The 14,087-nt window shown below is 67.0% G+C and carries 11 protein-coding genes; all 11 read right to left on the bottom strand.

Features of this window, described 5'->3' with window-relative positions; translation table 11 throughout:
- A partial coding sequence (gene rpoB / locus ACWDMM_RS33525) for a DNA-directed RNA polymerase subunit beta (protein ID WP_449941526.1) occupies positions 1-3,089 on the bottom strand: 3,089 nt, incomplete at its 3' end.
- Positions 3,090-3,501: 412 nt separating this feature from the next.
- Positions 3,502-4,230, bottom strand: a complete 729-nt coding sequence (locus ACWDMM_RS33520) for a hypothetical protein (RefSeq protein ID WP_195083261.1) — start codon at positions 4,228-4,230, stop codon at positions 3,502-3,504.
- Between the two features lie 10 nt (positions 4,231-4,240).
- Positions 4,241-4,975 (bottom strand): hypothetical protein, encoded by a 735-nt coding sequence (locus ACWDMM_RS33515; protein ID WP_357113111.1) that lies wholly within the window; start codon positions 4,973-4,975, stop codon positions 4,241-4,243.
- A 106-nt stretch (positions 4,976-5,081) separates the two neighbouring features.
- The gene (locus ACWDMM_RS33510) at positions 5,082-6,323 is read right to left on the bottom strand and encodes an MlaD family protein (RefSeq protein WP_357113108.1); all 1,242 of its coding nucleotides are present in this window, start codon (positions 6,321-6,323) and stop codon (positions 5,082-5,084) included.
- Positions 6,320-7,558, bottom strand: coding sequence for an MCE family protein (locus tag ACWDMM_RS33505; protein WP_195083263.1), 1,239 nt, complete (start codon positions 7,556-7,558; stop codon positions 6,320-6,322). The genes ACWDMM_RS33510 and ACWDMM_RS33505 overlap by 4 nt, the downstream gene beginning before the upstream one ends.
- Entirely contained in the window at positions 7,555-8,787 is a 1,233-nt protein-coding gene (locus ACWDMM_RS33500) for an MCE family protein (RefSeq protein ID WP_195083273.1), read from the bottom strand. Before ACWDMM_RS33500 ends, ACWDMM_RS33505 begins: the two co-directional genes overlap by 4 nt.
- A gap of 37 nt (positions 8,788-8,824) precedes the next feature.
- Complete coding sequence (locus tag ACWDMM_RS33495; RefSeq protein ID WP_323124721.1) at positions 8,825-9,835, bottom strand: MCE family protein; 1,011 nt, start codon at positions 9,833-9,835, stop codon at positions 8,825-8,827.
- Complete coding sequence (locus tag ACWDMM_RS33490; protein ID WP_195083264.1) at positions 9,835-10,911, bottom strand: MCE family protein; 1,077 nt, start codon at positions 10,909-10,911, stop codon at positions 9,835-9,837. The genes ACWDMM_RS33495 and ACWDMM_RS33490 overlap by 1 nt, the downstream gene beginning before the upstream one ends.
- Positions 10,908-12,257 carry an MCE family protein gene (locus ACWDMM_RS33485; RefSeq protein WP_195083265.1) on the bottom strand — a complete coding sequence of 450 codons (1,350 nt, stop codon included), beginning with the start codon at positions 12,255-12,257 and terminating at the stop codon, positions 10,908-10,910. The genes ACWDMM_RS33490 and ACWDMM_RS33485 overlap by 4 nt, the downstream gene beginning before the upstream one ends.
- Positions 12,254-13,117 carry an MlaE family ABC transporter permease gene (locus ACWDMM_RS33480; RefSeq protein ID WP_067811488.1) on the bottom strand — a complete coding sequence of 288 codons (864 nt, stop codon included), beginning with the start codon at positions 13,115-13,117 and terminating at the stop codon, positions 12,254-12,256. The genes ACWDMM_RS33485 and ACWDMM_RS33480 overlap by 4 nt, the downstream gene beginning before the upstream one ends.
- 3 nt (positions 13,118-13,120) lie before the next feature.
- Positions 13,121-13,915 carry an MlaE family ABC transporter permease gene (locus ACWDMM_RS33475; RefSeq protein WP_051021363.1) on the bottom strand — a complete coding sequence of 265 codons (795 nt, stop codon included), beginning with the start codon at positions 13,913-13,915 and terminating at the stop codon, positions 13,121-13,123.
- Between the last annotated feature and the right edge of the window lie 172 nt (positions 13,916-14,087).

Here is a 14,087-nt window from a genome sequence, read left to right as displayed (position 1 = left end):
ATCTTGTCGTCCACCAGGTGGTGCAGCTTCAGGATGTACATGTAACCCACCGCCACCGGGTACGGGAACGGCTCACCCGAACGACCGTCGAACAACGTGGCCTTGCCGTCGTCGTTGACCATGCGCTCACCGTCGCGGTTGGGCAGCGTCGAGGCCAGCAGACCGGTCAGCTCCTCCTCCCGCGCGCCGTCGAACACCGGGGTGGCGATGTTCGAGTCGGCCGGAGCGCCCAGCATCTCCTCCGGCAGCGCCTGCGCCCAATCGGGGCGGGAGCCGTCGCCTGCGACGTCGACCTTCCAACCGGCTTTGCCGATCCAACCCAAATGGGTTTCCAGGATCTGGCCGATGTTCATACGACGCGGCACACCGTGGGTGTTGAGGATGATGTCGACCGGGGTACCGTCCGGCAGGAACGGCATGTCCTCGGTCGGCAGGATCTTGCCGATGACACCCTTGTTGCCGTGACGACCCGCGAGCTTGTCACCGTCCTGGATCTTGCGCTTCTGCGCCACATACACCCGCACCAGCTCGTTGACACCCGGCGGCAGATCGTCGTCGTCCTCCCGGGAGAACACCCGGATACCGATCACCTTGCCGGACTCACCGTGCGGCACCTTCAACGAGGTGTCACGCACCTCACGGGCCTTCTCCCCGAAGATCGCCCGCAACAGCCGCTCTTCGGGCGTCAGCTCGGTCTCACCCTTCGGCGTGACCTTACCGACCAGGATGTCCCCGTCACGCACCTCCGCACCGATCCGCACGATGCCACGCTCGTCCAGATCCGCCAGCACCTCATCGGAGACATTCGGGATGTCCCGGGTGATCTCCTCGGCACCCAGCTTGGTGTCACGAGCATCGATCTCGTGCTCCTCGATATGAATCGAGGTGAGAACGTCCTCCTCCACCAACCGCTGCGACAGGATGATCGCGTCCTCGTAGTTGTGACCCTCCCACGGCATGATCGCCACCAGCAGGTTCTTACCCAACGCCATCTCACCGTTATCGGTGCACGGACCATCGGCCAGCACCTGACCACGCTCCACCCGCTGACCCTCATCCACAATCGGACGCTGGTTGGAACACGTGCCCTGATTCGACCGGTTGAACTTCCGCATCCGGTAGCTCTTACGCGTGCCGTCGTCGTGCATCACGGTGACATAGTCGGCGGAAACCTCCTCGACCACACCGGCCTTCTCGTTCACCACCACGTCACCCGCGTCGACCGCCGCGCGCAACTCCATACCGGTGCCGACGATCGGCGCCTCGGAACGGATCAGCGGAACCGCCTGACGCTGCATGTTCGCGCCCATGAGGGCGCGGTTGGCGTCGTCGTGCTCGAGGAACGGGATCATCGCCGTCGCGACCGACACCATCTGACGCGGCGAAACGTCCATGAAGTCGACCTCGCTGGCGGCGACGAGCTCGTTCTCCTCGTTGCCGCGGCGGCACAGGACGCGATCCTCGAGGAAGCGGCCGTCCGGGCCGACCGGCGAGTTCGCCTGGGCGCGGACGTGGCGGTCCTCTTCGTCGGCGGTCAGGTAGACCACCTCGTCGGTGACCCGGCCGTCGACGACCCTGCGGTACGGGGTCTCGATGAAACCGAACGGGTTGACCCGCGCGTACACCGACAGCGAGCCGATCAGGCCGATGTTCGGGCCTTCCGGGGTCTCGATCGGGCACATGCGGCCGTAATGCGACGGGTGGACGTCACGGACTTCCAGACCGGCGCGCTCACGGGACAGACCACCCGGGCCGAGCGCCGAGAGGCGGCGCTTGTGGGTCAGGCCCGACAGCGGGTTGTTCTGGTCCATGAACTGCGACAGCTGGGAGGTTCCGAAGAACTCCTTGATCGCGGCGACGACCGGGCGGATGTTGATCAGGGTCTGCGGCGTGATCGCCTCGACGTCCTGAGTGGTCATCCGCTCGCGGACCACGCGCTCCATGCGCGAGAGGCCGACCCGGATCTGGTTCTGGATCAGCTCGCCGACGGTGCGCAGGCGGCGGTTGCCGAAGTGGTCGATGTCGTCGACCTCCACCGGGACCTCGACGCCACCGGGGGCGGTCATGGTCTTGTCACCCGCGTGCAGACGCACCAGGTACTCGATGGTGTTGACGATGTCTTCCTTGGTCAGCACCGAACCGACGACCTGCTCGCCGAGGTGGATGCCGAGCTTCTTGTTGATCTTGTAGCGGCCCACGCGCGCCAGGTCGTAGCGCTTCTCCTTGAAGAACAGGTTCTCCAACAGGGTCTGCGCGGACTCCTTGGTCGGCGGCTCACCCGGACGCAGCTTGCGGTAGATGTCCAGCAGCGCCTCGTCCTGACCGGCGGTGTTGTCCTTCTCCAGGGTCGACATCATGATCTCGGAGAAGCCGAAGCGCTCGACGATCTCCTCGGTGGTCCACCCCAGCGCCTTCAGCAGCACGGTGACCGGCTGGCGGCGCTTGCGGTCGATGCGCACACCCACGGTGTCGCGCTTGTCCACGTCGAACTCCAGCCACGCGCCACGCGACGGAATGACCCGCACACTGTGCAGATCCTTCTCCGTGCCCTTGTCGACCGTGTGATCGAAATACACACCCGGCGAACGCACCAACTGCGACACCACGACCCGCTCGGTGCCGTTGATGATGAACGTGCCCTTGTCGGTCATCATCGGGAAATCACCCATGAAGACCGTCTGGCTCTTGATCTCACCGGTGTTGTTGTTGATGAACTCCGCCGTCACGAACAACGGAGCCGCATACGTCATGTCCTTGTCTTTGCACTCATCGATCGAGGCCTTGACCTCCTCGAAGCGCGGGTCGGAGAAGGACAGCGACATGGAGCCGGAGAAGTCCTCGATCGGGGAGAGCTCCTCGAGCACCTCCTCGAGGCCACCGACTAGGCCGACGTCGCCGCGAGCCGCCGCGCGCTCGCGCCAATCCGGCGAACCGATCAACCAGGCGAACGATTCCGTTTGTAGGTCGAGAAGCCCGGGGACCTCCAAGGGTTCACGGATCTTCGCGAAAGACACCCGCAACGGGGCTCCGGGGATTCCGGCAACTGCCTTGGTCTGGGTGGAGACTGCCAAGATGCGTCCTTCCAGCACCTCATGCGCGTCGCGTGGTGGTCCGCGACCGTCGCTCTGTCTGCTACGAATTCCGCTGGTTACTACCCGAACGAAACTCGAACAGGCAACGACGGAAGTAACACCGGAAAGGTGAACTTACGTGTGCAAATCGAGGTATGGACAGGAGGCAGCCAGCGCAACGTCCAAACCTACACCCAAGTACACGGGGGTGTCAAAGTACCACCCGTGTGATCGTCCGCATGGCTGCCGCGCCGGGCCCGAATTCGCTGGCTGCGTCCTTCGGGCGCGGTGCGCTGGAAGCCACTGTGACAGCTGCCGCTGTTGTGAATAGCGTGACGGTTCGGGCGAAACTCGTCAAGTGGCAGCCCCGCCCGGGGCCGCCGGCGAGATCGCCTGCCGCGCTGCGTCATCCCGGCCGATGTGGTAGCCGTTACTGATCGACGATGTCGCTGGCCAGCCAGCGACCGTCCACCTTCTGCATGTGCAGGACCACGGGGCCGGAGACGCTCTGCTGCGCCACGCCGTCCTTGGTCGCGCTCACCACCAGATTGACGATCAGCTCGGCGCGATCGTCGGTGAGCAATGTCACAGCAATCGGGTCTGCTTTCGCGTCGGCACTGGTCTGGGCCTGCTTGACCGCCGAAATGGTGGTATCGGCGTACTTGTCCAGATCGGCCAGCATCTTTCCGGTGAGCACCTGCTTCGCGGCGTCCCGATAGCCGTCGATCTTCTTCACGTCGTAGGCGTAGACAGCCCGCAGGGCGTTGTCGGCGGCCGCGCGCACCTCTTGGGTGGCCTCGTTGTCCACGTAGGCCCGATTCGAGGTGTCCACTCCGGGCCGTTGCGCGGCCAGCCACGCGAAACCGCCGAGCAAGAGCGCGGCGACGAGCATGGTGGCGGTGACGCCCCAGCGCGGCCTTCCGGTCGTGCCCCGCGGACGGTCCGGGCCGCGCGAGATGATCTTGCGCCACCGTGCCGCGCCGGCAGGGCTCGGTTCGGCGCCGGTGGTCTCCGACTCCGTGGCGGGACGCGAAGCGCCCGCTACGCGCGGTTTACGGGCCGGTGCGGGCCGGTCCGCGCGGGGGGCGGTGGTCCGGCTCGATTCCGCGCTCGGCCTGCGCTTGGAGGTGACCCGGTTGACCGGTCGGCGAGACGTCATGGGTGTCCTCCTACGATCCCGGCTTCGGCGCGGCGGGCGGCTGGTCGGTCGCGGGCGGCTGCGCGGCGGGTCCGCCGCTGAGCAGCACCGGCTGGCTGAGCGAGGAGATCTGCTCGGCCTTCCAGACCCCGCCGTCCTTGGCCACGTCGACGGTCCAGGTGTAGCGGTAGTCGGCGGGCGGCTTGTCCTCGCCCTTCTCGGTCACCTGCAGCACGACCAGCGCCGATGCCTTGTCCTGCTCGCCGTTGAGCGAGGTGAGCGCGGCGCCGAGCACCTTCGAGGTCATCCCGACCCCGCTCTGCTGCGCCATCTGCTCGGCCTGGTCCTTGTTCTTCGTGGCCGAGTCCAGCAGCGCGCCGGTCATCGAGGACCGCGCCAGCGCCAGCGAGCCGGGCACGTCGTCCAGGTTCATCGAGGTCATGTTGAGCGCGGCTTGGCGCGCGGCGTCCAGAGCGGTGTCCCTGGCCTCGGCGCGCGGGCCGTCGGTGAACGCCGCCCGCACCCAGCCCGCGCCGAACCACGCGGCGCCGATCAACGCCACCACCAGCAGCAGCGCCGAACCCACGAACGCCACCCGGCTGAGCACGGACGCGCCACCGGTCCGCGCGGAGTCGCCGCCGGCCCGGTCGGCCGCCTTCCGCTCGCCGGCGTCGGTCTTCGCGGTGGACTCGTCCGCCGTAGTCGTCGCGGCGTCCGGCGCGTCCGGCGCCGCCGTATCGGACCGCTTGGTCAGATCGGCGGTCATGACAGCGCCTCGCCGTCGGTCGGCTCGGTCGCGCTCCAGGGCGACATGCCCGTGGTCCGCTCGCTCCAGTCACTCACGCGAGACACCCTAACGTCATTGCTCCTGGTCACCGCTTCGGCGTGACCCCCAGCAGGGTCGACAACTGCACGGCGACCGGAGTCAGGTTCAGCTTTTCCGGATCGGTTTTGGGGTTGGAGTCCCAGGGCTGGACGATGGCCGGATCGGCGAACTCGGCTCGCTCACCACCCCGGACGGCGGTCGGATTACCGAATGGCACGAGACATTTGGCGTCCTTGTTGAACGGGAACTCGTCGCGCGTGTCGTCGAAGTCCGGGTTCTGCGCCTTCATCTGTTCGAGAATCCGATGCGTGCCCTCGTAGCCCACCGTACAGGCGGGCGGATTGTTGGTCTCGAGCACCAGGCCGAAATGGCTGGTGCCGTCGCCGGGCGCGGTGGATGAGCCGCCGATCGACAGCTGCGGGAGCATCTGCAGCAGCGGCTTGATCGCGTAGAACTTCGGCGAGATCGCCTGCAACAGCAGTCGCAGGTTGGACAGATCCTGGGTGAGCGGGCCGCCGCTCTGCTCGAGCAGCGCGCCGATCTGCTCGCCCGCGTCGGTTCCGGTGCCGATGAGCCTGCGCACGTCGGGGTCGCTGGAACGCAACTGGGCGGTGAGCTTGTCCAAGCCGTCGCTGAATTCGCGGATCGCCGCGGACTGCTCGGCCTGCGTGCCGAGGGCGACGCGGCCGTCGCGAACCAGCTGGATGGTCTGCGGCAGCGTCGCGTGGAAGGTCTCGGTGAATTTGTTCAGCGAGTCGATCAGCACTTGCAGGTCGTCGCCCTTGCCGTCGAACGCCTTGCCCAGTTCGCGCACCGTCGTGTTGAGCGCGTTCAGGTCCACCGAGCTCGCGAAGGTGTCCACGCTGGACACCAGCTCCTCCACCGACACCGGCAGGGTCGCCGAGGTGATCACGGAGTTGTCCCGCAGGTACGGGCCCGCGTCCGAATCGGGCTGCAGGTCCACGTACTGCTCACCGATCGCCGACCGGTTGGCCACCACGGCTTTCGCCGAGGCGGGGATCTTCGGCGCGCTCGCGTCGATGACGAGGTTCATCACCACGCCCTCGCCGGTGAGCTCCAGCTCACCGACCCGGCCGACCGCGACGCCGCGGTAGGTCACCTCGGCGCCCTTGTAGATGCCGCCGGTCTGCGCCGCGCGCAGCTTCACCGTGTACTGGTTGAGCCCGAACATGTGGTCGAGCCGGATGTATTTGCCGCCGACGTACACGACGCCGAGCACCGCGATGACCACGAACGCGATGAGCTGCCACCGCACCAGACGTGTCATCGCGGACCACTCCCTACGCCGAGTTGCTCGAGGATCGCCCCGACCGGACCTGGCACACCGGGCGCGGGCGGCTGCGCCATCAGCGGCGGCAGCGGCAGGATCGACACCGTCGGCCAGCCCGGACGCGGGCCGTTGCCGTTGTAGTACGGGTTGGTCGGGTTCACCGGAACGGGCGGGCCGACCGGCGGGATGTACACCGGGTCCGGTTTGCCCACACCCAAGTTGCTGAGCGTGACACCGATCTGCTGATCGACCGACAACCACGTGTTCACGCTGCCGCCGAAGGTGCTCTCCAGCGCCGAGTCGGGGAACGGGTAGGTCGGGATCAGCGGAACCGCGGACACCAGATCCGGCGCCGACCGGCCCAGTTCCTGCAGCGTCGGCCGCAGCGAGGTCAGGTCGCGGATGAGGTCGTCCTTCGCGGTGTTCAGCACGTCGAAGCCCGCTTCGCCGAGCCGGTCCAGCTGCGCGAGCAGGGCGACCAGTTGCGGACGCTGCTCTTCCAGGATCTTGATGCCCTTGGGCAGCTCGTCGAGGATCTTGCCGATCTGATCGGTCTGCTTGCTCACCCTGGCGCTGAGCACGTCGAGGCCGTCGAGCGCGCGGGTGATGTCGTCCACCTGCTGATTCAGGCCGTCGATCAGCGTGTTCGCCTGCTCGATCAGCGAGCGAACGCGGTCCTCGCGGCCGCCGATGGTCTTGTTCAGCTCGGTGACGATCGGCTGCAACTGCGCGACGCCGCCGCCGTTGAGCAGCAGCGACAACGCGCCGAGCACCTGCTCGACCTCGGTGGCGTGCCGGGTGCGGTCGACCGGGATGACCGAGCCGTCGGCCAGCCTGCTCGGCTCCGGGTCGGCGGCGGGCTTGGAGAGCTCGATGAACTTCTCGCCGAGCAGGTTCGACTGCCTGACCTCGGCCCGCGCGTTGGCGGGCAGGTTCACCGACGAGTTGACCACGGTGCGCACCGTCGCGGTCCACTGGTCCTTGCCGATGCTGATCTTCTCGACCCGGCCGACCGGCACACCCTCGACCTTCACCGCCGACTGCGGCACGAGATCGAGGACGTCGTCGAACTGGATGTCGATGTGCATCGGGTGCTCGCCCACGTCGGCGCCGCCGGGCAGCGGCACGCTGTAGATACCGTCGGAGGCGCACGAGGTGATCAGCGCACCGGTCAGGCCGAGTGCCAGCGCCGCGCCGAGACCGCGTGCGAGCGAACGGATTCGAGTGCTCATCGCGCCCCTCCCTGCGACGGCGGAAGCCGGTCCGACGGCGTGCCGGGCACCGTACCCGGCACCGGGTCGCGCTGCTGGTTCTCGCCGCTGAGGATGCCGAACGGCAGGTTCAGCGTCGGGGTCTGCACCCCGGCGGTGATCTGGTCGGTGATCTCCTTGCAGTGGTCGAGGATCGGCCGCATCTGCCTGCCGAGCGCCTCGAACTTGGGATCGCCCGGCATCAGCTTGGACAGATCGAGCATCTTGCACACCACGCCGAACGGGTCCTGCAGTTCGGGGAAGTTCGCGCGCATGTCCAGGGTGCCCGATTCGGCGTTGTGCACGTTGATCAGGTTGCTCAGCGCCACCGGCAGGACCGGAAGCAAGGCGGCCACGTCGTCGCGCTGGTCCGACAGCGTCTTGGTGAGCTGGATCAGCTTTTCGGCGTTGTCCGCGATCAGGCCCCGGTTGTCGTCGATGAAGCGGGCGACGTCGCCCAGCGCGATCGACAGCAGGTTCAGCGCCGCGCCGAGATCCTGCCGCTCGTCGGCGAGGAACGTCGACAGATCGGCCAGCTGGGTGTTGAACTGCCGGACCTGCTGGTCGTTCTGGGCCAGCATGGTGATGAAGGCCTGCAGGTTCTTCACCGTGTCGAAGATGTCGCCGCGCGCGTCCGACAGGTAGCGGACCGCCCGCGACAGCTGGGTGAGGCTGTTGGCCAGCGCCTCGCCGTTGCCCGCCAAGTTCGCCGCACCGGTGCGCACCAGGTCGTTCACCGCCCCGTCGGCGTTGGCGCCGTTCGGCCCGAGCGCGTCGGACAGTTCGGTGATGCTCTTGTACAGCTGGTCGACTTCCACCGGCGTCGCCGTGCGCTCCCGCGGAATGGTCGCGTCGCGCGCCATCTTCGGGCCGCCGGTGTACACCGGGGTGAGCTGGATGTAGCGGTCCGACACGATCGACGGCGTGATCTGGGCGGCTCGCGCGTCCGCGGGGACGTCGTACTTGCGGTCCACGCTCATCACGATCTTGACCTGATCGCCCTGCGGCTCCACCGAATCCACCGAGCCGACCGGCACGCCGAGGATGCGCACGTCCGAACCCTCGTAGATGCCGACCGAGCGGTCGAAGTAGGCGGTGATCTTGGTCGTGGACAGCCGGTCGAACAGCCACCACAGCACCACCGCCACCAGCACGGCGAGCACGACGATCAGCGCGATGCCGACCTTGGCGCCGCGGCTGGAGCCGCGCACCGCACCGACCGGATCGCTACGCCAGTTGTCCGCCACGTCAGTTACCTCCCAAAGTGCGGATCGGCTGACGGTAGCCGGGGATTTCGGGCAGCGCGGGCGGCAACACGTTGACGATCACCGCGTCGAACCAGCGCCCGGTGCCGAGCACGCTGGCGTACAGGCTGTAGAACGGCGCCGCGAGTTCCAGCGTCTTGGAGACGTTCTGCTGGTTGTCGTTGAGCAGATCGATGGCGGCGCGCAGGTTACGCAGCGCGGGACCGATCTGCTCCTCGTTGTCGTGCACGAGCGCGCTCAGCTCCGCGGAGACCGTCTTGGCGCCCGAGAGCAACTGCTTGATCGACTGCTGCCGGACGTTCAGTTCGGCGAGCAACTGCCCGCCGTTGGCGAGCAGCCGCTCGAACTCCGCGTTGCGGTCGGCGAGGATCTTGGTGGTCTGCCTGGTCGCGGCGAACAGCTTCTTCAACTCCTGATCGCGCTTGGCCAGCGTCTCCGACAGCCGGGCGACGCCGTCGATGGAGCCGCGGATCTCCGGCGGCGTCGTCTCGAAGGCCTCCGACAGCACCTGCATGCTCTTGGCCAGCTGGGCGGTGTCGATCTGATCGATCGTGCGCGCGGCATCGGTGAACGCGTCCACCACGTCGTACGGAGACACCGTGCGCGAGAGCGGGATCCGGGAGCTGGGATCGGCCGGTTTCGAGCCTCGCGGATCGAGTGCGAGGTACTTCTGGCCGAGCAGCGTCTTGATCTGGATGGACGCGGTGGTCTCGTTGCCGATCCAGGTGTCCTTGGTGCGGAAGTCCACGAGCACGCGGTCACCGTCGAGCCGCACGTCGGACACCGAACCGACCTTGACGCCCGCCACCCGGACCTCGTTGCCCTTCTTCAGGCCCGCCGCCTCGCGGAATTCCGCGGTGTACTTGGTCCCCGCGCCGATGATCGGCAGCTGATCCAGGAAGAACGCCGACATCGTCACCAGCAGCACCACGGCGATGCCGAGCGCGCCGAGGAACGCCGGGCTGCGCTTGCCGAGCAGAATGCGGTCCTCCATCAGCGGGCCTTCCCGTGGCAGCGCGGCGCGGCGTTGGTGTATATCGGCTGGTTGATCGTCGGCAGGCCCGCGGGCAGGTTGAGCTGCGGCGCGTCGACCGCGCCCGGCCCCACGACGATGTCGATGCCGCACAGATAGAACTGGAACCAGGAGCCGTAACTGGCGGCGCGGCCGAGCTTCTCCATCTTCAGCGGCAGGTTGGTCAGCGCTTCGTTCACCTCGTCCTGGCGCTCGTCGAGCGTGCCGGTCAGCTGGCTCAGACCAGCGATCGACCCTTGCAGCGTCGGGCGCACCGGGACGAGCAGGTCCGAGGTCGCCGAGGTCAGGTCGGCCAGCGAGGTCACCGAGCGGCCGATCGTGTCCCGGTCGGCGTTCAGGCCGCTGATCAGCGCCTCGGTGTTCACGATCAACTGATCGAACTGGTCGTCGCGCTGGTTGACGGTGTCGAGCACGGCGGTCAGATTGCGGGTCAGCTCACCGATCACGGCGTCCTTGTCGGCGATCTTGTTGGTCAGGTTCGCCGTGGTCGCGACCAGATCGTGGATGGTGCCCTGCTCGCCCTGGAAGACCTGGATGATCTCGAAGGAGAGCTTGTTCACGTCCTCGGCGGTCAGCGTGCGGAACAGCGGACGGAAGCCGTTGAACAGCGTGGTCAGATTGAGCGCGGGCCTGGTGCGCTCCAGCGGGATGGTGCCGCCCTCGTTGAGCTTCTTGCCCTGCTCCCCGGTCCCCTGTTCCAGCGCGATGTAGCGCTGGCCGACCAGGTTGCGGTACCTGATCGTCGCGGTGGTCGACGCGGGCAGCCAGTCCCGGTCGGTGAGCTCGAATTTCACCTCGGCCAGACGCTTGTCGACGATGGACACATCGGTCACCTTGCCGACTCGCACGCCGGCGATGCGGACCTCGTCACCGGGGTTGAGCGAGGTGACGTCGGTGAACCTGGCCTTGAACTTCGTGCCGCCGCCGCTGTAGTTGGCGATCGACAGCGCGAGCACCGTGGTCACGAACAAGGTCACCAGGACGAAGATGATCAACTTGGTCAGCGGCCCGCCGAGGCCGCGCAGTTGCTGCTTCATCGCACGCTCACCTCGCTTCCGCGGAACGCGGGCGCGCCTGCCCTGGTCACCCAGCCGGGCACCTGATCAGGGGCGACGCCGTTGGCCGCGCCGTAGATCGCGCCGAGGGACTGCCGCTCCATCGGGGAACCGGCGATCGTCGGCATCTTGCTCGCCGGGTGGACGCCGAACTGCGGCGGCTCCAGATGACCGATCTCCTGGTCACCCGGGTTGCGGCTCGGGACGGCGTAGGAGCCGTCGTTGTTCGGCCCTCCGGTGTACTGGCCGGGATCGACGCCCAACGGCATCTCGGGGATGCACCACGGCCCCCTGGTGTCCAGCCAGCGCGGTTCGTCCTGGTTGGGCAGGTACTTGCCGCGGGTGTTGGTCAGTTCGATGGTCACTCGGGAACCCGGGGTGTCGGTGCCCTTGCCGAAGATCCGGTCGATGCGCGGCTTCAGCTGCGCGAAGTTCGCCAGCGAGCAGGCGTAGTTGGGCGAGTAGTAGGCCAACTGCTCGAGCGCGGGGCGGGAGTCGGCGGCCACGTCGATGATGTTGTCGCGGTTGGCGATCAGGAACTCGGTGGTGGTGGCCGAGGTCGGCGTCAGCGTCGCGTACAGGGCGTCGATGTCGGTGCGCCGCTGCACGATCGTGGCGTTGGTGGTGCGCAGGTTGTCCAGGGCCTGGATCAGCTGCGGCGCCGCGTCGGAGTAGGTGGCCGCCACCTCGGCGAAGCTGCGCAGATCGGCCCTCAGGTCCGGAAGCACCACGTTGACCTGGCGGAAGATGTCGTCGAGCTTGTCGACGCTCTCCCCGAGCGCGGTGCCCTGCCCGGACAGCGCCTGCGACAGCGCCCCCAGCGTGGCCGCCAGGTCCTGCGGCGGGATGGCCTGCAACAAGGGCAGCACGTCGTCGAGCAGTTTGCTCAGCTCGATGGCGTTGCCGCTGACGTCTTGGTGCAGCGTCACGCCGTCGGTCAGATGCCGCGGGCTCGGGTCCTGCGGGATCACCAGATCCACATAACGCTCGCCGAACAGCGTCTTGGGCAGCAGGCGCGCGGTCGCGTTGTCGGGAATCTGCTGCGCCTTGTCCGGGTCGATGGCCAGGTTCAAGGTCACCGCGCCGCCTTCGGAGTTGCTCGAGCGCACCTCGCCGACGGTGATGCCGCGCACCTTCACATCCGCGTTGCGGGTCAGCGCGTTGCCCACGCTGTCGGTGATCAGGTCGACGTGGACCGTCTTCACGAATTGCTTGTTGTAGATCGCGATGGTCGTCCACAGGAACAGCGCGACCACGACGAAGAACGCGATCCCCAGCACTCGAGTTCGCAGCTTCGCCGTCGAGCGCCAGGTTTGGGTGCGGCTCATCCGGCCACCCGCACCGTGGTGGTGGTGCCCCAGATCGCGAGGCTGAGGAAGAAGTCGAGCACGTTCACCAGGACGATCGCGGCCCGGACCGCGCGGCCGACCGCGACGCCGACGCCAGCGGGCCCGCCGGTGGCGTGGAACCCGTAGTAGCAGTGCACCATGATGATCACGAACGCGAAGACCAGCACCTTGAGGAACGAATAGAGCACGTCCTCCGGTGGCAGGAACAAACTGAAGTAATGGTCGTAGGACCCGCTGGATTGCCCGTTGAACCAGATGCTGATCGTCCGCGACGCGATGAACGTGCCGAGCAACCCGACGATGTAGAGCGGGATCACCGCGAGGAATCCGGCGATCACGCGGCTGGTCACCAGGAACGGCACGCCGGGCACCGCCATCACCTCGAGCGCGTCGATCTCCTCGGAGATCCGCATGGCGCCCAGCTGCGCGGTGAAACCGCAACCGACCGTCGCCGAGAGCGCGAGCGCGGCGACCAGCGGCGCGATCTCACGGGTGTTGATGTAGGCGGTGAGGAAGCCGGTGAGCACCGAGCTGCCGAGCGCGTCCAGCGCCTTGAAGCCCTGCAGGCCGACGACGACGCCGACCGAGCCGGACATGAACACGATGACACCGATGGTGCCGCCGATCACCGCCAGCGCGCCGGTGCCGAAGGTGACCTCGGCCAGCAGCCGCATGACTTCCTTGCGGTAGTGCACCGCGGTTCGCGGGATCCAGGCGATGGCCCGCGTGTAGAACGACATCTGCTCGCCGGCGCGATCGATGACGTTGAGCGGCATCCGAGCGACTTCACCAACCCGGCGCAGGGACTTGGCGACCGGGGTCCGGTACGAGGTGGCCATCCGTCAGGCACCCTTGGCCGGGACGACCTGTAGGTACACCATGGTCAGGATGAGATTCACGAAGAACAGCACCATGAACGTGATCACCACGGATTGGTTCACCGCGTCACCGACTCCTTTCGGGCCCCCTTTGGGATGCAGCCCCTTGTACGCGGCGATGACGCCGGCGAGCAGACCGAATATCGCCGCCTTGATCTCACCGATCCACAGGTCGGGCAGCTGGGCGAGGGCGGAGAACGACGCCAGGTAAGCGCCGGGGGTACCGCCCTGCAACAGGACGTTGAAGAAGTACCCACCCGCGATGCCGACCACCGAAACCAGGCCGTTGAGCAGCAGCGCGACCAGCATCATGCCGAGCACGCGCGGCACCACCAGCTTGCGCACCGGATCGATGCCGAGCACTTCCATCGCGTCGATTTCCTCGCGGATGGTGCGCGAGCCGAGATCGGCGGCCACCGCCGACCCGGCCGCGCCGGCGATGATCAGGGCCGTCACGACCGGAGCCGCCTGCTGGACGGTTGCCAGCACACTGGTAGCGCCCGTGAAGGATTCCGCGCCGAGCTGTTTGATCAGCGAGCCGGTCTGCAATGCCACGACCGCGCCGAACGGAATCGCGACGAGCGCGCTGGGCAGGATCGAGACACTCGCGATGAACCACGACTGCTCGATGAACTCCCGCCACTCGAAGGGGCGGCGGAATGTCTTCCGCAAAACGTCGAGGAGCAGCGCAAAGATGTTGCCGGCCTGGGCAAACCCCGACTCCAGGGGAGTTCGCAATCGCGCCAGGGTCGAATTCACGATCGCAGATGTTACCCGTTAGTTGTGTTGCGTCGCACGGTGGTGTCGAACGCACCACCCTGATAATTAGCCAGATCGCCGCTGTTGTAGGCCATCACCTGCGTATCGTCGTTGTCGGCAAGTGATTCCCGGATCGCGACCTGCGCGGCATGCGGCAACGTGTGCATGATCT

This window comes from Nocardia sp. NPDC003726, assembly GCF_053586955.1.
This window is presented reverse-complemented; position numbering and strand designations above follow the sequence as displayed.

What these genes read in the sequence shown, in the direction of transcription:
- ACWDMM_RS33520 (WP_195083261.1), bottom strand. Translation starts at nt 4,230, where the DNA reads ATGACGTCTCGCCGACCGGTCAACCGGGTCACCTCCAAGCGCAGGCCG.
- ACWDMM_RS33515 (WP_357113111.1), bottom strand. Translation starts at nt 4,975, where the DNA reads ATGACCGCCGATCTGACCAAGCGGTCCGATACGGCGGCGCCGGACGCG.
- ACWDMM_RS33510 (WP_357113108.1), bottom strand. Translation starts at nt 6,323, where the DNA reads ATGACACGTCTGGTGCGGTGGCAGCTCATCGCGTTCGTGGTCATCGCG.
- ACWDMM_RS33505 (WP_195083263.1), bottom strand. Translation starts at nt 7,558, where the DNA reads ATGAGCACTCGAATCCGTTCGCTCGCACGCGGTCTCGGCGCGGCGCTG.
- ACWDMM_RS33495 (WP_323124721.1), bottom strand. Translation starts at nt 9,835, where the DNA reads ATGGAGGACCGCATTCTGCTCGGCAAGCGCAGCCCGGCGTTCCTCGGC.
- ACWDMM_RS33490 (WP_195083264.1), bottom strand. Translation starts at nt 10,911, where the DNA reads ATGAAGCAGCAACTGCGCGGCCTCGGCGGGCCGCTGACCAAGTTGATC.
- ACWDMM_RS33485 (WP_195083265.1), bottom strand. Translation starts at nt 12,257, where the DNA reads ATGAGCCGCACCCAAACCTGGCGCTCGACGGCGAAGCTGCGAACTCGA.
- ACWDMM_RS33480 (WP_067811488.1), bottom strand. Translation starts at nt 13,117, where the DNA reads ATGGCCACCTCGTACCGGACCCCGGTCGCCAAGTCCCTGCGCCGGGTT.